Raw genomic sequence first — 20,518 nt, 5'->3', positions numbered from 1 at the left:
TGTTGAAGAGATGTTCTGCGACTTGACGGAGGGTAACACGGACGGAGACAGCGCCCCAATTGAAACTGGAATGCGGACCTATAGGTAAAATCTATAGATCAGGACGGGGATCGATTCAGTAGATGACGACGCGGCATTGGGCAGGGTTGTCGTTCCATTCCCCGCAGGCCCGCATCGGGGCATTTTCCATCGTGATCCCGAGGAACGTGTCCTCGCTCTTGTCCATGTCCGGCCGCATCAGCAGGCATTCGGCCGTATTGCCATAATCGTCTCCCAGCCCGAGGACGTTCGCGTCAATGAACACGTCCACACTTGTATCGAGACTGCCGCCTTCCGCGATCGGGGGAAGCTCCGTGAACCCGGAGTGGACCTCTCCGGTAACGCTGTAGTCGTTGGCGATGACGCGGCAGGCAACGATCATGGAGGCGTCGCCGGAGGCGAGCTGCTGGCCGTTCCAGCTGGTGTGGAAATTGGTGACCTTGACCGGGACTGTCAGGGTCAGGCCGGTTTTCGGCCTGACGGCGGCTGGCAGGGTGACGGGTGTTTTAATGGCCGGCTTGTCCAGGCCGGGCAGCTTGACGCTGGTGGTCCCGGGCGTGGTTTTGGGCAAGTTGGTGTCTGTGGCGCCAGCTGATTGGGCAAGGAACCGCGCGCGTTGGAGCTTGTCCGCCTTTGCTTCGGCGCTGACGGAGCACAAAGTAAGTGTGGCAGAGTTATTGGCCGCGGAGGGAGCTGGCCAGCAAAATCCTTCCCCGGATTCCTGGCACTTTTCAAAGGCGGCCGCGCTTTGTCGGTCCCTTTCCTTGTAGGGTGCGATGCAGGCCTCATAGGCAGCGGCTTTGTCCGCAGCGTATTGTGCGTCCGGCTCGGTTTCGGCGCCGGCGTTCAATCCCGCAAGTGCCGAGGCGATGGCCAGGGCCGCAAATAGTGCGCAAAATCGTTTCATTTCGTGACCTCCAGAGGCATGCGGGCGCGCAGGGCTTCGCCCTCAAAGTAGATTTGGAATTCATAGGTGCCGGGTTCGCGAACGATGACATCCCATTCGCCTGCCGGTTTGGACGAGGAATATACTCTTGAGATGCTCTTGCCGGTGCGCGTGTCGATCAGGTTGATCATGGCGTTGACAGGCGGAAAGCCGGACCAGTTCACGGTAAACCGCTTGCCGGCTTTAGGTTCGGGTACGGACAGGGAGAGCGCAGGTTGCGCGTCGCGGCTGCCGGTGCCGGCCATCGTGAAGTCCACGCAGTCTGCATAGGCGTCAGGTGAAGACGCATTGGCAGGAATGTCAGGATCAAAGCCGATGCAGGCTTTATACGGGCCGGTAAAGGGGGCGAGCGAGTGGCCCTCGCGCTCATAGACGCCACTCGTGGTTTTGACGGGCAGGTAGAACCGCCCTCCGAATCGTGGCGCTTCGCCACCCATGTAGAAGAGGACGATGCGAGCGGGCTTCTCAGGCAAGCCGGAATAGGTGAGGCGCAGGGTCTCGTCGCGGGCGAGGGTGGCGTCGTCGATGGCGAGATACCTCGACGTGCGCCGGCCGGTGGGAAGGGCGATGATCTCGAGGCCACCTGCGGGGGCGGGGGTGGGTGTGTCCGGTTGCGTTGTGCCGACATAGGTAAGGGGAGGTGTGGTGAAGCTCTGGTGGGTGCGGCCTGCATAGACGAGAGGCGGCGTGGTGAAACTCTGGGTGCGGCCTACATAGACAAGGGGTGGCGTGGTTGCCTCTTTTATGGTTGTCGGGAAGCAGCCGCCTTCGTAGCAGGCCTCGCCAGCCGGACAGAGCACGTCAGCGCACGGATCCGTCTGGCGTTTTGTCGAGGGCTTGCAAGCGCCATTGCTGGCGACGGATCCTTGCGGGCATGAAGCATCGGCGGGCGCATCAATGCTCTCGAAGCATCCACCCTCGTAGCAGACCATTGATGATGGACAGGTCACGCCGGCGCAAGGATCGTCTGAAGACTCAGACGGTTCATCCATGCTCAAAAAGCAGCCGCCTTCATAGCATGCCATGTCGGCCGGGCAGGACACGTCCGCGCAGGGGTCATCTGGCGTCTCGTCACCGAAGCTCGTCGGGAAGCAGGCGCCCTCGTAACAGGCCATGCCGGAGGGGCATGAAATTTCGGCACATGCATCGACAGGTTTCTGCTGGGCGGACGCTGTCAGGCCATTGGCCGACAAGACGGCCAGACAGGCCAGTGCTGAAACGACAGCCATAAATCGAGATCGCATGCGCAGAACATCCAGGTTGCCTTCCTTCAACGCGACACAACGGGAAACCCCGCCAGCCATTCGTGTGGCGGGGTTTGGCGCTGGAGAACGTGGAAGGAGCTGAAAAGACATCTTGAGCAAGGAGAAACGTTATGTCCAAGCGCCTGTTTCACGCCAGTGCGGCATTCCTGGCATTGGCGGCATTGGCCAAACCTGCCTGGGCCGTGTCGCCAGACGAATATGTTGCATTGGTCGACCAGATAAAGCGGGCCTTCATTGCGCCATCACGCGGACAGGTGATCGACGACGAAGCCGAAAAGAAGCTCTCTGACCTGATAACCTTGTCGGACAGTATGGCCCGGCAGCCCGGCGCGTCGTCCGGCAAGGTGTTATTGAAGGTCGAGTACAGTTTCGTTCCGTCAAATCGGCGAGTATCCACGTCCGCTGTCGAAGTCCCTCTTGCCGACCTGAAATCAGCAGCGCGCAAACTGAAGACAGCCCGAACACCGGCAGACAAGGCGGCGGCTTCAGAAGACGTACGCCAGGCGCTGGAGGCCGTGCGACTGCGTTAGTCGGAAGCGAAGCCGATATGGATTTCGCGATGTGTGTCGGCATCGAAAATGTCGACTGTGCCGGAGTTCAGGCCCTTGCCATCGAACACGACCTGATTTGCCGATGCGACCTGCTCACGGGGAAAGACATAATAGCCAGCTTCGGCAAGATGAGACGTGTAGGCGGCAATCAAATCATTTGCACGCTCATTGGAAATAGCGCGCAGGCTGTAGCCGATGCTACCCATGTCCATGACCTGGGTGATCTCGAAATCGTCAGGTAGCCAGATGTCTTTCGGGAAACTGTCCGGCCGTTCGGTGGGCGCCCGGGCGGCATTAAGGGTTTCCTTGGCGCCGCTCCTGAGGCCTTTGAGATGATCGCGCAGGTCGCTGGTGGATTCCCTCGCATGCTCGGCGACTTCATGACGCGTTTCGGCTTTCGAATTGCCGCAGGCGGCGAGCGCAACGGCGAGGCAGGCCGCCAAGGGTGCGTGCAGAAAGATGCGGTTCATGGGCGAGGGCTCCTTGGGCGATTGAAGATAGCCGGGATCGGCCGTCATTCCGGTCAACGCAGTGGGGCGACGTGGTCCGCCACGTTTTTGCTAGGGGATGTGCTGGGGCGGCGGCGTGACGCCCATCCAGCCATTGATCTCGCTGGCGAGCATGAGCGCATGCTGGGCGCTGAGGCTTGCATGCGTGCTGATGATCCAGCGGACGCTTTCATCGGTCGCGACCTGCAAGGGGCGGCGCTTTGCCTGCAGAACCTCCTCGGGAAGATCGCCGCTGGCGAGGGCCAGCTTGTAGTGCTTGGCCCCGTTTTCGCCGGCCGCGTTCGAGCGATAGGCGAGTTCCACATAGGCATTGCGGAACTTGGACAGATTGCGGACGAGGATGCGTTTCCGCATGAAGCCCCATTCCACGGGAATGACGGGCTGGGTCGTCAGCGTCACGCGGTCTGCCGGCCTGTCGAACACCACTTCCAGGTGGTTGGAGCCAAGCAACCCGACGAGGAGAACGCCCACCCCGAGGAGGAACAGGACGAGGCGGGCGTGCTCCACGTCCGAGGCGAGATCGAGGGCCGCGAGGGTGATCATGACAATGCCGCCGAGCGAGACCAGGGCGGCGCTGACCCAGCTTGGTTCGGTCAGGACAAGCGTGTCCGCGTCGTGCCGTATTTTCATTTCAACGCCTGCCCCAGTGATGGTGTGATCCTGCCTTGTGCTCCACGGAAAAAAGGCTCCGGACCCGCCATAAAAGGTGGCGGGATCGAAGCCTCGCATGCGTTGAGGGCAGTGGAGATGCAGCCAGAGGAGTTTCAGATGCGGTTCAATCCAGGTGTGGGAAGCGGCGCACGCGCGCTCTTGTTTGGGGTTTGCCTCGTGACGGCGGTCGGCTGTGGCCAGACCAGTGCCGAGCCATCGGCGCCGTCGCCAGGCGGTGAGACGCCGTCGCAGAGTGCGGACTGCGCGATACCGTTTCCGGAGGGCATTCCGGTGCCTGACGGGCTGAAAATCGAGACGTGCAATCAGGCGAAGGACCTGACCGGCTTTCATGGGAAGGCGCCGCTGCCGAAGGATGTCGATGCCAGCTATGCGGCGCTGAAGGGCGAGTATGAGGCGGGTGGGTACACGCTGTACGACCAGTCGAGCGGCAAGATCCGCAGTCTCATTTTCGGTGGCGAGGGCCACAGGAAAGGCCAGATCCAGCTCAATCCGAAAGAGGGATACTTGTCGGTGTCGATCAACCTCTATCCGTCAGACATGGAGGAATAGGCGATGAGCCGAACGCGTGCTGCGATCTTGCTGGCGGGTGCACTTCTGCTGGCATCCTGCGGGGCAGCCGAGTCGCCGATGAAGGAGATGAAAACGGGCCAGACGGCGGCGGAAGCGAAGGGCAATGCGCCGTCAGCGCGGCCGGTGTGGTTGCCCGATGATATCCCGCTGCCGGACGACCTCGTGATCTTCGAGACGAACCGGATAAAGCTGCCGGGGGATTCGTCCGTGAGCCATAGGCTGAAGGGCTATTCCTGGGCGGATATGAATGCGGAAGCCGTGACGAGTGGCTTGCGGGAGAAGATTCTTGCAGCCGGGTATGTGTCTGCGGGCAATGAAGCGTCGGTGACGCCTCAACTCATCCAGTTTTCGGGAAATGCCCTTGCGCCAGGCAAGATAGCGTTCATGCAAGTGGACGCCGATGGCGACCATCTTGTGCTGTCTTTGAGCTTGTCCCTGCCGGAATAGGCAGCCTATTGGCGGCGGCCTGTCGGGTTACCCGGTGTTGCTTCGTCGCTGTTTGGCAGGCGGACGGCGCCGACGGTGCCGAAGATCTGTTCCCAGAGGCCGAGTTCGCGGCCACGGGTTGGCGTCTCACGGGCGGCGTAGTTGATCACTTCGCCGTCTGCAGCGGTGTATTCGAGCACTTCATCGACCTTGTCGTCATCGCCAAAGCGGATGGCGGTGATCGAGCGTTTGGTGATCTTCGGCTTCAGGAAGGCGATGCGTTCCTGGACGTCTGACATGTAGATCCAGGTCTTGTCGTCGAAAAGGCCCTCTGTAGAGGGGCTGCCGAGCTGGGCCAGCACAGAGGAGCGGGTGTCTTCGTCGGGTTTCATGTCACGGGGCTGGGCATCGTCCGCCACATAGCCGTGAAAGTCGCGCGCGGGCGTGAGGCATGCCGTAAGCGGCAGGGTGAGAAGGCCAATGGCCAAAATCGCACGTCGCGACATGGAGAAACTCCTGTTAAGGCTTCGCGAAAGACCTAGCGGTTGCAGCCCCCCCTTGGCAACACAGGAGTACATAGGTGACAGGAATTTCAATCGGCTGGCTGGCGCGGCGGCGGGCCCGCAAGGCAGCCGCAGGCAAGGCCTATGCCGGCCTGATGAAGGCGGCACTGGCGCCTGATTTCTATCTGACAGGCGACGTTGCGGACACGTTCGAGGGCCGCGCAGGCATGGTGATGGTCCACGCGGCGCTGGCGCTGCGGCGCATAAAGGCGATTCCCGGACAGGAAGGCGCCCGGCTGGCTGCCGCCCTGAATACGCGCGTTCTGGACGGTTTTGACGCCGCCTATCGCGAGCAGGGCGTCGGTGATTCGTCGATTGCGCGAAAGGTGCGCAAACTGGCTGAGGCCTATTATGGTCTGGGCCTCGCTCTGACAGCCGCGCTGGACGAAAAGCGTGAGGAAACACGCAAATCCGGTGTCGAGGCCGTGCTCGCCCGCAATGGGGTGACCGAAAGCAGTCGCGCGGCAGGGCTCGGGGCCTGGTTATGCACGCTCGCCGATGGGCTTGAAGCGCAACAGGACTCGGAGATACTGGCCGGAAATCTTGACTGGCTGGCCGGCGCGAAAGTGCGTTAGCACATACAGGCGCAGCGTTGCCAAGGGTGGTGACGCGCCGTAAACAGCGCCAGAGTGGAAGCGTCAAGTTTTCCCGCAGCAGGAAGGCCCTTATGGCTAAAGGCACAATTCTCTCGATTGATGCCATGGGCGGCGATGCCGCGCCCGGTGTCGTGGTCGATGGCCTGGCAGCCTTGCTGGCAGATCGCGCGGATATTTCAGTGCTGCTGCATGGCAACGAGCCTGTGCTGGCGCCGCTCGTGGCGGCGCAAAAGGCCCTGGCGGGCCGCTGCCAGATCATTCATTCCGATACGGTCATCACGAGCGACATGAAGCCCAGCCAGGCCCTGCGCCGGGGCAAGGGCTCGTCGATGTGGAATGCGGTTGAGGCCGTCAAGAATGGTGAGGCCGGCGCAGCTGTGTCTGCGGGCAATACCGGCGCGCTGATGGCGATTTCCATGCTGATCCTGCGCAAGATGGAGGGCGTACACCGCCCGGCCATGACGGCGCTGTGGCCGACACTGCGCGGACGCACGGTCGTGCTGGATGTCGGGGCGAACCTTGAGGCCGATGCGGCGCAGCTGGTGACCTTTGCGATCATGGGCGAAGCCTATGCCCGCGCGGCACTGGGCATTGCCAAACCGACCATCGGCATCCTCAATATCGGTTCGGAAGAGATGAAGGGCCATGACGAGGTGCGCGAGGCCCATGAATGGCTGCGCGCGGCCAAGCTGGACATCGACTATCGCGGCTTTGTCGAGGGCGATGACATTTCCAAGGGCGCCGTCGATGTGGTGGTGACCGACGGCTTCACGGGCAATGTGGCGCTGAAAGCCGGCGAGGGCGTTGCCCGCATGCTGGGCAGCCGGATGCGCGAAGCCTTAACCGCGAGCCTGATGACCAAAATCGGCGCGGCGCTGGCCATGGCGGGCCTGAAGACACTGCGGTCGCAAATGGACCCGAGCAATGTGAATGGCGGCGTCCTGCTGGGCCTTGGCGGCGTTTCGGTCAAAAGCCATGGCGGCACGGATGCCCGCGGCTTTGCCCGTGCATGTGAACTTGCGGCAGACCTTGCCAGCAGCCACTACCGCGACGAAATACTCGCCAATCTCGCACGCATAAGAGAAGGTGGCCTGGCCGCCGAATAGGCAGGACGGGCAAGGAAGGGACTTTCATGACACGACGCAGCTTCATTCGCGGCACTGGCGGATACCTTCCCGAGAAGGTGCTGACCAATGAAGACCTGTCGACAATGCTCGACACGTCAGACGAATGGATTCGCGAGCGGACGGGTATCCAGAAGCGCCATGTTGCGGCGGACGGCGAGCTGACGTCCGACATCGCGACGGCGGCCGCCCGTCAGGCGCTGGAAGCAGCGGGCATGACGGCTCAGGATATCGACCTGATCGTGCTGGCGACAACGACACCGGACCAGACATTCCCGGCCACGGCGACGGCCGTGCAGGCCAAGCTTGGCTGCGGCCCGAGCGCGGCGTTTGACGTGCAGGCAGTGTGTTCGGGTTTCCTCTTCGGTCTGGCAACAGCCGACAGCATGCTGAAACAGGGCCTGTTCAACCGGGCGCTGGTGATTGGCGCTGAAACCTTCACGCGCATTCTCGACTGGTCTGACCGGGGCACGGCTGTGCTCTTCGGCGATGGCGGCGGCGCGGTTGTGATCGAGGCGGTCGAATGGGATGGCGCCGATGATGCCGGCATCATCACGCACCATATTCGCACCGACGGCACCAAGTCCGACCTGCTCTATGTCGATGGCGGCGTCAGCTCGACCGGGACGATCGGTCATGTGCGCATGGAGGGAAACCGCGTTTTCAAGCATGCGGTGACGAATATTTCCTCGGCGATCCAGGCCGTGCTCGACGAGACAGGGCTGACGGCAGAGGACATTGACTGGTTCGTGCCGCACCAGGCCAACAAGCGCATCCTCGACGGGGTCGCGAAGAAAATCGGCATTCCGGAAGAGAAGGTCGTCATCACGGTCGATCAGCACGCCAACACGTCTGCGGCGTCCATTCCACTGGCGCTGAACCATGCTGTGCGCTCCGGCCGGGCGAAAAAGGGTGACCTGATCCTTTCCGAGGCCATGGGCGGCGGATTCTCGTGGGGCGCCAGCCTGTTCCGTCTTTGATCCAGAGTGCTCGATTTTATCCACAAATTTCGGGTCTAATCTGGCAATCCGAAACTTCTCAATGATTTAAGCTGACGGGTTTGCTAGGAATCCGTTAAGATTCATTGGCTATCCATTAACGAAAGGCGAAAGACCGTCATGAGCAACCAGACCCTGACCCGCGCAGAAGTGACCGATGCCATCGTCCGTGAAGTGGGCGTGACGCGTCAGGAATCCTCTGACCTGCTGGACCGCACGCTCGACATGATCGGCAGTGCGCTGGAGCATGAAGACGAAGTGAAGCTCTCGCGCTTTGGCAATTTCGTGGTGCGGTCGAAGGCTGCGCGCGAAGGCCGTAACCCCAAAACCGGCGAAGAAGCCGTGATTGCGCCGCGCCGCGTCGTCACCTTCCGACCATCTCCCATGCTGAAGGCCCGCGTCGACAAGGGCTGAACCAAAACAAGGATAGCGATATGACTGCTGCACGGAACCGAGTTGAAAAATCCGCCAATGCTTTCCGCTCGATTGGCGAGGCCGCTGCCGAACTTGGGCTCGAGACGCATGTCCTCCGCTACTGGGAAAGCAAGTTTCCGCGCGATGTGAAGCCGGTGAAGCGCGCCGATGGCCGCCGCCTGTTCCGCCCGCAGGATCTTGAAGCCCTGCGCGCCATCCAGATTCTCGTGCATGAGCGCGGCATGACGCTGAAAGGCGCCAAGTCCATTCTCGCCGAGCAGGGCCTTGCGGCTGTGCTGTCCGGCGCGGCCAAGCTGGGCACGGCTGCCAGCCCGGCGCGCGAACTGCAGAAGAAGGTCGCGAAAGCGTTCGATGCGGAGCTGCAGGATGAGTCTGCACCCAAGCGTCAGGAGCGTCTTGAGGGCGCGCTGGTCGAGCTGACCGACCTGAAGGCCCGCCTTGATGCGATGCGCAGCCGCCGCGCTGCCTAAACCCATATAAGCGATTGCGGAACCGGGGCGGCTTGGCTACAAGCCGCCAGAGTCGGAGCGTGGCGCAGCCCGGTAGCGCACTCGCCTGGGGGGCGAGGGGTCGTAGGTTCGAATCCTATCGCTCCGACCATTTTCACTTTTGACAGATACAGCTTGCACCGCGGAATGGGGTGGCTCAAGCGGCTGTCTCGACCTGTTCCTGATAGCGTGTGGCGACGTGCACGATGAGGACCGTCGCAATGTGGGAAACAAACCCCACCGTCCACCAGATCAGTGGCCATTTCATCACGAACGTGTTGCCACCAATGCCTATGCTGATGCCGACGAATACGACGACACCGATGGCATAGCCTGCCAGATGGATCCATAGGGAGAGCCATATCGCTGCCCGTGTCTTTGCATTCTTGCGGGCAACATTACTGGCCGCTTCGACCGCCTGATCGACCGACAGTGCGATGACATCGACATTATACGCGGCCGCCAGCGCCTTGAGCGATTCCTGCGAGGCCGGTCCGCCATTTTCGATGCGCTGGACAGTCCTAAGGCCAATCCCGGCGAGTTCGGCTACATGTTCCTGGGACCAATAACGCTCTTCACGCCATCGCTTGATCTTGGCTGCATCTGCTTTGAAGGACATTTTTTTCTCCTGCGTTTCCCATTATCAGATGCACCCAGCAAATCGCAAATTACGACCGGCCTCCACGCCAGTGGTGCGCCATCAGCCCGCCACGAGGCCGCCAGTGCGCCGCCAACGCAGGCCTTTCTCGACATTCTGGCCGACCGTACCTATTCAGGCCCTCGCAGCAGCCTAAGGGCCATGTTGGTCGGTGCAGAGTGCGAAAAGGGGAAGTGCCATGTCCAAATTTGTTGTGGCTGCGGTGCAGGCCGGGTCAAAACTCTTCGATACGGATGCGACCCTTGCCCTGTTTGCGAGCAAGTTGACCGAAGCGGCGAAGACGGGCGCGGACCTGGTGGTGTTTCCGGAAGCCTTTATCGGCGGCTATCCGAAGGGCATTGATTTCGGCGTGCGTGTGGGCATGCGCTCGCCTGCGGGACGCGAGCAGTTTCGCCAGTATTTTGACGGGGCGATTGAACGGCACTCGCCGCAGATGAGCGAGATCAGGTCGCTCGTCAAAGACTCGCAGGTCAATGTTGTTCTGGGCATCATCGAACGCGAAGGCGGGACACTTTACTGTTCCAGCGCAACGATTGGCCGGGATGGCGACATCCTCGCATGGCATCGCAAACTAATGCCGACGGCTATGGAAAAGGTGATCTGGGGGCAGGGCGACGGCTCCACCCTTGAGGTCGCCAAATCCGACATGGGCGTGCTCTCCATGGCGATCTGCTGGGAGAATTACATGCCGCTCCTGCGCTCGCATCTCTACAGCCAGGGGACACAGGTGCATTGCGTGCCGACGGTGGACGACCGGGACGTCTGGCTGCCGACACTGCAGATGATTGCCCTTGAGGGGCGGTGTTTCGTGGTGAGTGCCTGCCAGTTCATGACGGTTGGCGATGTCTCTGCTGACTGGTTTGAGCCCGTTCAGGGCACGAAGCCCGATACCGTTCTGATACGTGGCGGCAGCTGTATCATTTCACCAATGGGAGACATTCTGGCGGCGCCGGTGTTCAACAGGGAAGCCATCGTGTCTGCCGAGATCGACATGGACGAGATCAAGCGGGCGAAGTTCGATCTCGACGTAAGCGGCCATTACAGCCGCCCTGATGTGTTCAAACTGTCCGTGGACACCAGGCCGCAAAGATAGGGCCTGCGTCGTAGCGCAGTGACCTGCTCCAGCCCGGCGGCTGATGCAGGTGATGCGGTGGCGCCTATTTCTTTTCCAGATCCAGCTCGTCCGTCTTGCCGACTGCGGCGAGGGCGAAGGCGTATTCCGTGGCGGTTTCCTTGAGGCCCTCGAAACGGCCTGAGGCGCCGCCGTGGCCGGCGTCCATGTTGATGCGCAGGAAGTATGGCCCGGCTTCAGGGGCCTCATGGCGCAGCTTGGCGGCCCATTTGCTGGGTTCCCAATAGGTGACGCGCGGATCGCTCAGGCCACCCGTGATCAGCATGGGCGGGTAAGGCTTGTCGGAGACATTGTCATACGGACTGTAGGTTGCGATCGTGTCGTAATCCGTCTCGCTGGTCAGCGGGTTGCCCCATTCCGGCCATTCGGGCGGCGTGAGCGGCAGGCTCTCGTCGGACATCGTATTGACGACATCGACGAAGGGGACTGCGGCGATGATACCGCCGAAGAGTTGCGGGTCCATGTTGGCAGCGGCGCCCATCAGCAGGCCACCGGCCGAGCCGCCCATGGCGACGAGTTTGCCCTTGGACGTGTAGTTCTGATCGACAAGGTAATGACCGGCGGCAACATAGTCCTTGAACGTATTGGTTTTCTTGTCGAGCTTGCCGTCGAGATACCATTGGTAGCCCTTGGCCATGGAGCCGCGTGGGTGGACGATGGCATAGATGAAGCCGCGATCAACGAGGCTGAGGCGGCCTGTGCGGAAGTCTGCCGGGATGGTGATGCCGTAGGAGCCATAGCCGTAGAGCAGAACCGGCGCGGTGCCATCGAGCGGCGTATCCTTGCGGCGCAGGAGGGTGACAGGGACCTCGGCGCCATCCCATGAGGGCGCCATAACGCGCTCGGTGACGTAATCGTCGGGATTGTGACCCGAGGGGACTTCGCGAGTCTTGCGCAGGGTGCGCGCATGGCTGACGAGGTCATAGTCGATGACCTGGTCCGGCGTGGCCGGCGAGGCATAGTCGAAGCGCAGGATAGGCGTGTTGTAGTCATAGCCGCTGTCGAGGCCGAGATCGTAGGCCGCTTCGTCAAAGCTGATCGCATGTTCGGCGCCATCGGCGCGGGCACGCACGACGATGCGGGGCAGGCCGTTCTCGCGCTCCATGCGTGCGAGATAATCCTTTTGTGGCTGCATGCCGAGGAGGAGGGTGCCGGGACGGTGCGGGATGACTTCTTCCCACGCGTCGCGGGAGGTCGACTCCATCGGGGCTTTCATCATCTTGAAGTCGACGGCCCCATCGAGATTGGTGATGATGTAGAATTGTCCGTCCCAGTGGACCACGGAATATTCGTTATCTGTCTGGCGCGGGGCGATGAGGTGAATCTCGGGATCAAGTTCCGATGTGGAGAACCAGTAGACTTCCGATGTCGTGTGGCCCGAGGCATTGATGAAAACCACGTCCTCGCTGGCGCTCTTGCCGACACCGACGAAGAAGCCGGGGTCTTTTTCCTCGTACAGCAGCGTGTCTTCGCCGGTGGCCAGGTTGCGCTGATAGACGGCGTCGGGGCGGGCATTCTCGTCGCGGTGGACCCAGACGATGGCCTGACCGTTGGCGGTCCATTCAAAGTCGCCATAGGCATTATCGATCTCGGCGGCGGTTTCCGCGCCGGTGGCGATGTCCTTGATGTGGATCTTGTAGAACTCGCTGCCCTGCGTATCGACCGCGTAGGCGACCAGTTTGTGGTCGGGGCTGGTGTCGATGCCGCCGAAGGAGAAATAGTCCTTGCCGTCGCCCATGGCGTCGCCGTCGAGCAGGATGGTTTCGGGGGCGTCGGGGTTGAAGGCATCCTCGGCCGGGCGCCGGGCGATGATCGGGTATTCGCCGCCTTGCCGATAGCGCGTGTAATAGGCCCACGGGCCGTCAATCTCCGGAACGGTGCTGTCGTCTTCCTTGATGCGGCCACGCATCTCCGCGAACAATTCATCGCGCAGCTCGGTTGTCGGGTCTTCGAGCACAGCCTTGGTGTAGGCATTCTCGGCTTCGAGATAGGCGCGGATCTTCGCGTCGAGCACGGACGGATCGCGCATGACTTCCTGCCAGTTGTCATCCTTCAGCCAGTTATAGGGATCATTGCGGGTGCGGCCGACCTGCGTGATTTCGTGGTCAATGCGCTCGGCGACGGGGGGCTGGGGGGCAGGCGTGGCCGCCGGCGTTTCGACGGCTGTGTCGGTGAGCTTGGTATCAGTCATTGTGCATCCGGTCAGAAGGGCAGCGGTCGCTGCGCTGGCAAGAAGGAAAGTAAGGCGCATACGGCCGGCTCCTGTGTCAGTTAAGGCTTGGGTTCGGGGCGGAATGGATCAGGCGGGAAGGGACCTGTCCAGACCTATTCGTCGGGCTGGAAGTCGAGCACGATGCCGTTGATGCACCAGCGCTCGCCGGTCGGCGGCGGGCCGTCCTTGAAGACGTGGCCCTGATGCAGGCCGCAGATGGCGCAGTGGCATTCGGTGCGCGGGATGATCATCTTGAAATCGGTCTTGGTTTCGACAACGCCTTCCGAGGCAGGCTGCCAATAGCTCGGCCAGCCGGTTCCGCTTTCGAACTTGTGTTCGGACGACCAGAGCACGGTATCGCAGCCCTTGCAGTGATACTTGCCGGCGCGCTTCTCGCTCTCGTAATTGCCCGGCGTGAAGGCGCGCTCTGTGCCCTCCTTCACACCGACGCGGAACTCTTCGTCGGTGAGGATTTCGCGCCATTCGCGGTCGGATCGCTGGATTTTGGTGCCTGTGGCAGACATGGAGGCCTCCTGTTTCGGGTTCCCCGTCAATATAGGCCGATTATGCCCCAGCGCCATTGGTTGTGTGTCGTCAGGCCCTATTGGCAGTATTGCTTGTCCAATGTGCAGGCGAGCGACCGGCTGCGGTCAGACCGGCCGGGATAGAGTGACAATCCAAGGCCCGCTGACGTCAGTTTCGCAGCCACGTCGCATGCCGAGGCGGAGCCCAACTCACACGCGTTCAGGAAGCCTTCGATCTTTTGCTGATCTGTCGCGCTTGTGCCCGGCCAGTCATTGTAGGCCGCCACCGCTACATTGTAGCAGCCGCTGGCCTCATTGGCTTTGCATGCGAGCCGGTAGTTTTCCAACGCAGCGACTTTGTCAGGCGAGCCGCCGAGGCCGTTTTCCTGCATGACGCCAAGATCCTTGCAGGCCGCTGGCTCGCCTGCCGTGCACGACGTTGCCAGGTATTTGCGTGCTTTAGCGTAATTAGGGTTGCCGTAGAGGTTTTGCGCGAAGGCGTTGCCCGAAGCGAAACAGCCGGTCTTGTCATTGTACTTGCAGGCCTCATCGCGGAATGCTGCGGCCTGAGCCAGGTTCTTCTGAACATCCGTGCCTTCTTCAAGCATAAGGGCTGCACGTGTGCAGGCGCTTGCAAACCGCCCTTCGCAACCAAGGCTGAAATAGGCATAGGCATCCGCCCGTGATTTCGCGTCTGTCGTCAGCATGAGCGTGTCGCCCAGCCAGTAGCAGGCCTTTCCGTAAAAGGCGTTGCAAAGGTCTGTGAGCCCGTCGAATCCCTGATTGCGGATGGTTGCGTCGCTTGAGTTCGTGCGGCTTGTTGCTTCGTTATAGCGTTTTTCAAAGGCTGAAAGGGTTGCGGCATCCGGCACGGTATAGCGTGTACTGGCGGCGGGTTTGACCTCTGCGCCCAATTCTGCGGCTTCCTCGCAGGCAACCGGATCACCATTATCGCAAGCACGCGATAGGTGGACCCTGGCCTTTGCCGGATCGGGCTTGCCGAGGTGGCCATCGCGGTAGAAGACGCCTGACGCGTAGCAGGTGACCGCATCAAGCTCGAGACAGCCACGATCGAGCAGTCTCGCGGCCTTGACGACATCCTGTGGGAATCCCTCAACGCCAGCCAGATAGTTCGCCGCACTGACGCAGGCGTCGGCATAGCCGCTGTCGCACCCTTTTTCATAGAAGGGGATGGCGTCGACATTGTCGCTCGCCTTTTGCGACTGCATCAGCATGTTGCCGTAGAAGTAGCACGCCTGGCCATAATCCTCGTTCCTGCAAAGCGAGAAGACATCATCGGCTCCCTTGTAGGCGATGTCTGCATTCGTGCTGCGAACGGCTTCGAGGGCGGCGGAGTAGCGGGCTTGCTGATCCGTACGCGGCTTGGCAGGTGTTGGCACCGGACTGCTGGGAGCCGCCGCGACCTGTTTGCTGGCCGGCGGTTCAAGGGTCGCCAGCAGGTCGCAAGCGCCTTCGCGTTCGTATTGGCAGGCGATCCTGATGCGCTGTGTGGCCTTGGCGCGATCCGCAGTGACGCCCGTGCCGTTGAGATAGGCCTGGCCGGACAGGAGGCAGGCCTCCGGGTTCGGCAGGCGGTATGGGTTGGCAATATCGCAGGTTTCTTCGTACAGGCGCGCGGCTTCAGCCAGATTTTGCGCAATGCCTTTGCCTGTTGCATAGGCCGCTGCGAGTTTCAGGCATTCCTTGTCTGCGGTCCAATCCGTCTCGCAGGTTTCCTTGAACAGGGCGACGGCTGCAGCGTCGTCGTCGGCTGTCCCGTTCTTTGCCTTTAGCTCAGCGGCCTTGATGCAGCTTTGTTGGGAGCCGGCATTGCACCCCAATTCGTAGAGTCGTGCTGCGCGCGGGATGTCGGGGACGCCGCCGCCGTAGCCTGAGGCAAGATTATCGCCAGCCGTTGCGCACTTGCCGAATTTTGGATCTGTCTCGCAGGACTGGGCGAAGTATTCCGTCATGGCAATTTTGTCGCCCGCCGTGAGCGCCGCATATCCCTTCTCGATGAGCGCCTTTGCGGCCTCGCCCTGGGCAGAGGCCAGCATTGGCATGGCGCCGAAAACAAGGGCGGCAATCATGGTGCGGATGCAGACGGCGGCGGACATTACGAAAACTCCTGTACGCGAATCGAAACGGGAGCTGCATGATCGCAACTCCCGCCTTTTTTTATGCAGCATGGCCTGCAACGTCATCACCCCGGGGGGCTAGGCGTGCGGATCAGCCGTACAGAACGGTGATCGATTCAGCGACGAGGGCCGGGCGTTCCTGGCCTTCGATCTCGATCGTGTTTTCCATGATCATCTGCTTGCCGCCGGACTTTTCGGTCACGGACGTGCACTTCTGGCGCAGGCGAACCTTGGAGCCTACCGGCACCATGTTGGTGAAGCGCACCTTGTCGGAGCCGTAGTTGATGCCGCGGGTCACGCCGGAGACGTTCAGCGTTTCACCGCCGAGCATTGGCAGCAGGGACAGCGTCAGGAAGCCGTGCGCAATGGGGCCGCCCATGGCCTTGGTGGCGCGCTCGACATCGACGTGGATCCACTGATGGTCGCCGGTTGCGTCGGCAAATTTGTTGACGCGGTCCTGATCGATCAGGTGCCAGTCGGACACGCCGGTTTCGGTGCCTGCGATGGATTCGAGATCGGCGTAGGCGACTTTTTTCGGGTTAGCCATAGGGGAATTCCTCCAGAGTTTATGCTTGGGCCTTTTCTGGCGCGGGCAGCGCCATCCGGCAAGGTTTACTGAGCGTCAATCTGCTGGACGTAGAGCTGATTCTCGCAAATACTGCGCCTATGGGCTGAATTGGGAGACGCTACATGACAGATTCGAACCAGATTTCCGTTGATCCGAACACCAAGGGCAACGCCAACCTGATCTATATTCTCTACCTCGTTGGGATTGTTATCGGCGTCACGCCGATCATTGGTGTGATCATGGCCTATATTGGCAAGGGGCAGGGCGATCCGGTGCTGGAAAGCCATTATAACAACCAGATCAACATATTCTGGAAGGCCTTGCTTTACAGCCTGATCGGGGCCGTTCTTACAATGGTGCTGATCGGCATTCTGATCCTGCTCGCAACTCTGGTCTGGTATATCGTGCGCTGCATCAAGGGCATGCAGGCCCTCTCGGCTGGCCAGGCGATCGAGAACCCTGGCAGCTGGATGTTCTAGGCTGCTATGGCATCGAATAAGGAAACAGCCGCTCCCATCGGGGCGGCTGTTTTCGTTTCAGGCCTGCTTGCCGGTCAGCCCGGCGAGCCAGTGGAAGGAATCCTTCGGTGTGCGTTTGAGTGTTTCAAAGTCGACATGGGTGACACCGAAGCGCGTGGTGTAGCCCTTGGCCCATTCGAAATTGTCGAGCAGTGACCAGACGAAGTAGCCCCGCACATCGGCGCCTGCTGCGCGCGCTTCCAGCAGGGCGGCCAGGTAGCGGTCGATGAAGTCGATACGTAGGTCATCCTTCACACGGCCTTGCGTGTCCGGCTCAGCCAGGTCAGCCACGCCGTTCTCCGTGACGAAGATCGGCAGGCCGTATTTCCCGGCCGTCTCGATCAGGATGTCGCGGAAGCCCTCAGGGGAGGCATTCCAGCCCATCAGGGTGATCTCGCTATCCTCGGGCGGATTGGCCCAGCGATAGCCCGCAGGACCGTCATCGGCGGTCGCATAGAGCGGCGAGTAGTGGTTGAGGCCAAACCAGTCGAGCTTCTGGTTGATCAGTTTTTCATCGCCGGGGCGGATGCGGTCACCGAGCGCCGCCGACACGATCGGGTCGTATTTGCCGAGGATCATGGGATCGGCAAAGGCGCGGTTCCACCAGGCATCGAGCCTCGCTGCTGCGAGATGGTCAGGGTCTGTGTCGTGTCTCGGCAGGCAGGGCTGCATGTTGGGGACGACGCCGAGTTTGGCGCCAGCGGGCAGGCTATCCCGCAGTGCCTGGATCGCGGCTCCGTGAGCGAGGTTCACACCGTGCACCATGTCTCGATAAAGGTCGTAGTCGCGGATGCCCGGCGCGTGGATGCCCATCTTGTAGCCGAACATCGCGAAGACATTGGGTTCGTTGAAGGTGGCCCAGTGCGTGATGCGGTCGCCAAGGCGGTCCGCCATGAGGGTCGCGTAATCTGCAAACAGCGGGGCGATCTCGCGGCTGGTCCAGCCCTTTCCAGCTTCGTGCAGGGCGAGCGGCAGGTCCCAGTGATAGAGGCAGGCCCATGGGGCGATGCCGTTTTCGAGAAGGCTGTCCGTCAGCCGGTCATAGAAATCAAGGCCGGCCTCGTTCGGCTGGCCCTTGCCCTCGGGCAGGACGCGACTCCATGAGAAGGAAAAGCGATAGGCGTCGAGCCCAAGCTGCCGCATGAGGCCGACATCTTCGCGGTAGCGATGGTAGTGGTCGCAGGCCACGTCGCCTGTGTCGCCATTGTCGATGCGGCCGGGCTCGCGACAGAAGGCGTCCCAGATGCTCAGCGCGCGGCCGTCCTCATCATGGGCGCCCTCTATCTGATAAGAGGCGGTCGATGCCCCCCAGATGAAATCCTTCGGAAAGTCACCTGGCTTGACCATGTCAGACGATCCGGCTCTTGGAATTGCCCCAATACTTGTCGCGGATGAGGCGCTTGTAGAGCTTGCCGGTCGGGTGGCGCGGGAGTTCGGGATCGAAGTCGATCGATTTCGGACATTTGATCTTCGAGAGGTTTGCCTGGCAGAACGCCATCAGTTCGGCGGCGAGTTCCTCGGATGGCGCCTGGCCCGGAGCGGGCTGGACAACCGCCTTCACCGCTTCGCCAAACTCCTCGTCCGGCACGCCGATCACAGCGCAGTCGGCGACCTTGGGGTGGGTGATGAGGATGTTCTCGCATTCCTGCGGATAGATGTTCACGCCGCCCGAAATGATCATGAAGGCTTTGCGGTCTGTCAGGTAGAGGAAGCCGTCTTCATCCACCTTGCCGACATCGCCCAGCGACGACCAGTCGGCATGGCTGGCGTGCAGGGCGCCTTTCGATTTCTCGGGGTCATTGTGATAGGTCGGCGGAACAGTTCCGCCGAAATAGACCTGGCCTTCTTCGCCAACCGGCACTTCATTGCCCTGTTCGTCGCAGATGTGGACTTCGCCATGGACAGGCTTCCCGACGGTGCCCTTGTGGGTCAGCCAGTCGGCGCTGCGCGCCCAGGTCATGCCATTGCCTTCGGACCCGGCATAGTATTCGTCGATGATCGGGCCCCACCAGGCGATCATCTGTTCCTTGACCGGGATCGGGCAAGGCGCCGCCGCATGGATGGCAAACTGAAGGCTCGAGACGTCATACTTCTCGCGCACCTCAGGAGGCAGCTTCAGCATTTTCACGAACATGGTCGGGACAAGCTGGGAATGCGTGACCTTGTACTTCTCGACCAGCTGCAGGTATTTTTCCGCGTCGAACTTTTCCATGATGATGAGCGAGGCGCCGAGCTTGGTCATCGACATGCTCCAGCGCAGCGGGGCCGCATGGTAGAGCGGCGCGGGCGACAGGTAGATGGACTGATCGGTCACGCCGGCGAGGCCCCGGCAGATCTGCACAAGCACATTGTCGGCATCAATGGGCAGGCCCCGCTCCAGCGGCGGGCGAATGCCTTTGGGCCGCCCGGTCGTGCCGGAGGAATAGAGCATGTCCGTGCCAGCCATCTCGTCCGGAATGGGGGTGACCGGGAATTTTGACTGATGGGTTTCCAGTGATGTGAATCCCGGTATGTCGCCATCAATGGACCAGTAATGGTCCAGTTTGGTGACCGATTTCACGTCTTGCGCAACGGCGGATTTGTGGGCGTCCGCGATGAGCAGTTTTGCGCCGGAATCCTCAATGATGTATTGCACCTCGGGTGTCGTCAGGCGGGACGAGATGCAGACGAAGTAGAGGCCGGAGCGCTGGGCGGCCCAGCAGACTTCGAAATAGCGGGCCGAGTTTTCCGCAAACAGCGCAATCGTGTCGCCGGGCTGGCAGCCAGCTTCGCGCAGGGCGTGGGCGATCTGGTTGGAGCGCTCGTCGAGCTGGCGGAAGGTGACGACCTCACCGCTGCCCGCCATTGTATAGGCGGGGTGATCAGGCCGGGATTTGGCGTGATGAAAGGGGTGCATTTGCGTCTCTCTCCGTTGGTGCGGCGGCCGCTCTTTGGGGCCTGCCTCAGGTTCTGCCCGAACTTAACTAACCCGCGCCGTGCGTCCACTGGCGACGCAAGGGAAAGCGTTAAAAGCTGCGGGTCCAGTAATGCATCCGGTGGACGATCTTGGGCCCCTCCGGCGTTTCCGGCCAGTCGAAATGGCTTACGGCTCCTGCCAGGCGGCTGTAGCCGCGCGCGGTCCAGAAACTATCGAGCGGGCTGTATTCATCGGGACGCAGGGGATGGTCGGTCGCTCGCTCCACCGCACAGAAACAGGCCCGCTTGTAGCCATGGGCAAGGGCATGGGCTTCGCGCATGTCAAAGAAGGCATGGCCAATGCCGTGGCCGCGATACGCGGGCAGCAGGACAGACTCGCCAAAATAGAAGGTCGTCGCAAGGTCGATACCTGCATCGACGAGCGGTTCGGCAAACTCGACATGGTGTCCTGTGAGGGCCGAGCCGGTGGCGCAGCCGACGATCTCTCCAGCCTCATTCTCGGCCGTGACAATGAGGGCATCGGGTGCCTGCGAGAATGTGTGCAGGTAGTCGAGTTCATAGCCCTCGCTGCCTGCATAGAGATAGGGGTAGGCACGAAAGACCTCGATGCGCAGGCGGGCCAGGGCAGGCAACGCCTGTTCCATTTCCCCACCTGTCAACGAGCGGACAT

General features: G+C 61.3%; 23 protein-coding genes and 1 tRNA gene. 11 read left to right on the top strand and 13 right to left on the bottom strand.

Annotated features, from left to right (window positions below):
* Positions 1-115: 115 nt before the first annotated feature.
* Both HY30_RS04425 and HY30_RS04420 read right to left on the bottom strand, forming a co-directional pair.
* The gene (locus HY30_RS04425) at positions 116-946 is read right to left on the bottom strand and encodes a hypothetical protein (RefSeq protein WP_034737537.1); all 831 of its coding nucleotides are present in this window, start codon (positions 944-946) and stop codon (positions 116-118) included.
* Positions 943-2,229 (bottom strand): hypothetical protein, encoded by a 1,287-nt coding sequence (locus tag HY30_RS04420; RefSeq protein WP_155839246.1) that lies wholly within the window; start codon positions 2,227-2,229, stop codon positions 943-945. Before HY30_RS04420 ends, HY30_RS04425 begins: the two co-directional genes overlap by 4 nt.
* 131 nt (positions 2,230-2,360) lie before the next feature.
* On the opposite strand from HY30_RS04420, the gene HY30_RS04415 reads away from it, so the two are divergent.
* A complete protein-coding gene (locus tag HY30_RS04415; RefSeq protein WP_034737533.1) occupies positions 2,361-2,780 on the top strand; it encodes a hypothetical protein in 420 nt (139 codons plus the stop codon).
* Here HY30_RS04415 and HY30_RS04410 read toward each other — a convergent pair.
* Both HY30_RS04410 and HY30_RS04405 read right to left on the bottom strand, forming a co-directional pair.
* Positions 2,777-3,271 (bottom strand): hypothetical protein, encoded by a 495-nt coding sequence (locus HY30_RS04410; protein WP_155839245.1) that lies wholly within the window; start codon positions 3,269-3,271, stop codon positions 2,777-2,779. The two genes, HY30_RS04415 and HY30_RS04410, sit on opposite strands and share 4 nt — an antisense overlap.
* 90 nt (positions 3,272-3,361) lie before the next feature.
* Complete coding sequence (locus HY30_RS04405) at positions 3,362-3,940, bottom strand: hypothetical protein (RefSeq protein WP_034737528.1); 579 nt, start codon at positions 3,938-3,940, stop codon at positions 3,362-3,364.
* Between the two features lie 138 nt (positions 3,941-4,078).
* Between HY30_RS04405 and HY30_RS04400 the strand changes: the two genes are divergently transcribed.
* A complete protein-coding gene (locus HY30_RS04400; RefSeq protein WP_155839244.1) occupies positions 4,079-4,531 on the top strand; it encodes a hypothetical protein in 453 nt (150 codons plus the stop codon).
* Between the two features lie 3 nt (positions 4,532-4,534).
* The gene (locus tag HY30_RS04395; protein WP_034737524.1) at positions 4,535-4,999 is read left to right on the top strand and encodes a hypothetical protein; all 465 of its coding nucleotides are present in this window, start codon (positions 4,535-4,537) and stop codon (positions 4,997-4,999) included.
* Positions 5,000-5,004: 5 nt separating this feature from the next.
* On the opposite strand, the gene HY30_RS04390 is transcribed toward HY30_RS04395, so the two are convergent.
* Positions 5,005-5,484 (bottom strand): outer membrane protein assembly factor BamE, encoded by a 480-nt coding sequence (locus HY30_RS04390; RefSeq protein ID WP_034737522.1) that lies wholly within the window; start codon positions 5,482-5,484, stop codon positions 5,005-5,007.
* Positions 5,485-5,558: 74 nt separating this feature from the next.
* Between HY30_RS04390 and HY30_RS19040 the strand changes: the two genes are divergently transcribed.
* The 6 genes from HY30_RS19040 (at position 5,559) to HY30_RS04360 (ending at position 9,294) form a co-directional block, all read left to right on the top strand.
* Entirely contained in the window at positions 5,559-6,116 is a 558-nt protein-coding gene (locus tag HY30_RS19040; protein WP_051614817.1) for a ubiquinol-cytochrome C chaperone family protein, read from the top strand.
* A gap of 92 nt (positions 6,117-6,208) precedes the next feature.
* Positions 6,209-7,243, top strand: a complete 1,035-nt coding sequence (gene plsX, locus HY30_RS04380; RefSeq protein WP_081812050.1) for a phosphate acyltransferase PlsX — start codon at positions 6,209-6,211, stop codon at positions 7,241-7,243.
* 26 nt (positions 7,244-7,269) lie between these two features.
* Positions 7,270-8,241 carry a beta-ketoacyl-ACP synthase III gene (locus tag HY30_RS04375; protein WP_034737520.1) on the top strand — a complete coding sequence of 324 codons (972 nt, stop codon included), beginning with the start codon at positions 7,270-7,272 and terminating at the stop codon, positions 8,239-8,241.
* 138 nt (positions 8,242-8,379) lie between these two features.
* Complete coding sequence (locus HY30_RS04370; protein ID WP_034737518.1) at positions 8,380-8,673, top strand: integration host factor subunit alpha; 294 nt, start codon at positions 8,380-8,382, stop codon at positions 8,671-8,673.
* 20 nt (positions 8,674-8,693) lie between these two features.
* The gene (locus tag HY30_RS04365) at positions 8,694-9,164 is read left to right on the top strand and encodes a MerR family transcriptional regulator (RefSeq protein WP_034737516.1); all 471 of its coding nucleotides are present in this window, start codon (positions 8,694-8,696) and stop codon (positions 9,162-9,164) included.
* Positions 9,165-9,217: 53 nt separating this feature from the next.
* Positions 9,218-9,294, top strand: a tRNA-Pro gene (locus tag HY30_RS04360).
* Between the two features lie 45 nt (positions 9,295-9,339).
* On the opposite strand, the gene HY30_RS04355 is transcribed toward HY30_RS04360, so the two are convergent.
* Positions 9,340-9,801, bottom strand: a complete 462-nt coding sequence (locus tag HY30_RS04355; protein WP_034737514.1) for a helix-turn-helix domain-containing protein — start codon at positions 9,799-9,801, stop codon at positions 9,340-9,342.
* A 217-nt stretch (positions 9,802-10,018) separates the two neighbouring features.
* Between HY30_RS04355 and HY30_RS04350 the strand changes: the two genes are divergently transcribed.
* Positions 10,019-10,933 carry a carbon-nitrogen hydrolase family protein gene (locus tag HY30_RS04350; protein WP_034737512.1) on the top strand — a complete coding sequence of 305 codons (915 nt, stop codon included), beginning with the start codon at positions 10,019-10,021 and terminating at the stop codon, positions 10,931-10,933.
* Positions 10,934-10,997: 64 nt separating this feature from the next.
* Here HY30_RS04350 and HY30_RS04345 read toward each other — a convergent pair whose 3' ends face one another.
* From HY30_RS04345 to HY30_RS04330, 4 genes are all read right to left on the bottom strand, one after another.
* The gene (locus HY30_RS04345; RefSeq protein WP_051614829.1) at positions 10,998-13,163 is read right to left on the bottom strand and encodes a S9 family peptidase; all 2,166 of its coding nucleotides are present in this window, start codon (positions 13,161-13,163) and stop codon (positions 10,998-11,000) included.
* A gap of 134 nt (positions 13,164-13,297) precedes the next feature.
* Positions 13,298-13,708, bottom strand: coding sequence for a peptide-methionine (R)-S-oxide reductase MsrB (gene msrB, locus HY30_RS04340; protein WP_034737509.1), 411 nt, complete (start codon positions 13,706-13,708; stop codon positions 13,298-13,300).
* A gap of 77 nt (positions 13,709-13,785) precedes the next feature.
* The gene (locus HY30_RS04335; RefSeq protein ID WP_034737507.1) at positions 13,786-15,825 is read right to left on the bottom strand and encodes a tetratricopeptide repeat protein; all 2,040 of its coding nucleotides are present in this window, start codon (positions 15,823-15,825) and stop codon (positions 13,786-13,788) included.
* A 112-nt stretch (positions 15,826-15,937) separates the two neighbouring features.
* On the bottom strand, positions 15,938-16,393 hold the full coding sequence (locus tag HY30_RS04330) for a MaoC family dehydratase (protein ID WP_034737505.1): 456 nt from the start codon (positions 16,391-16,393) through the stop codon (positions 15,938-15,940).
* 143 nt (positions 16,394-16,536) lie between these two features.
* On the opposite strand from HY30_RS04330, the gene HY30_RS04325 reads away from it, so the two are divergent.
* Entirely contained in the window at positions 16,537-16,893 is a 357-nt protein-coding gene (locus HY30_RS04325) for a DUF4870 family protein (RefSeq protein ID WP_034737503.1), read from the top strand.
* A gap of 57 nt (positions 16,894-16,950) precedes the next feature.
* Here the strand turns inward: HY30_RS04325 and HY30_RS04320 are convergent, their stop codons facing one another.
* From HY30_RS04320 to HY30_RS04310, 3 genes are all read right to left on the bottom strand, one after another.
* The gene (locus HY30_RS04320) at positions 16,951-18,279 is read right to left on the bottom strand and encodes a GH1 family beta-glucosidase (RefSeq protein WP_034737501.1); all 1,329 of its coding nucleotides are present in this window, start codon (positions 18,277-18,279) and stop codon (positions 16,951-16,953) included.
* 1 nt (position 18,280) lies between these two features.
* A complete protein-coding gene (locus tag HY30_RS04315) occupies positions 18,281-19,828 on the bottom strand; it encodes an acyl-CoA synthetase (RefSeq protein ID WP_034737499.1) in 1,548 nt (515 codons plus the stop codon).
* Positions 19,829-19,937: 109 nt separating this feature from the next.
* Positions 19,938-20,492, bottom strand: a complete 555-nt coding sequence (locus HY30_RS04310; protein WP_241765637.1) for a GNAT family N-acetyltransferase — start codon at positions 20,490-20,492, stop codon at positions 19,938-19,940.
* Positions 20,493-20,518 lie beyond the last annotated feature (26 nt).

This window comes from Hyphomonas chukchiensis (assembly GCF_000682695.1).
Classification (GTDB): domain Bacteria; phylum Pseudomonadota; class Alphaproteobacteria; order Caulobacterales; family Hyphomonadaceae; genus Hyphomonas; species Hyphomonas chukchiensis.
Note: the sequence above shows the minus strand (reverse complement) of the source record. Positions and strands in the feature narration are given on the sequence as shown.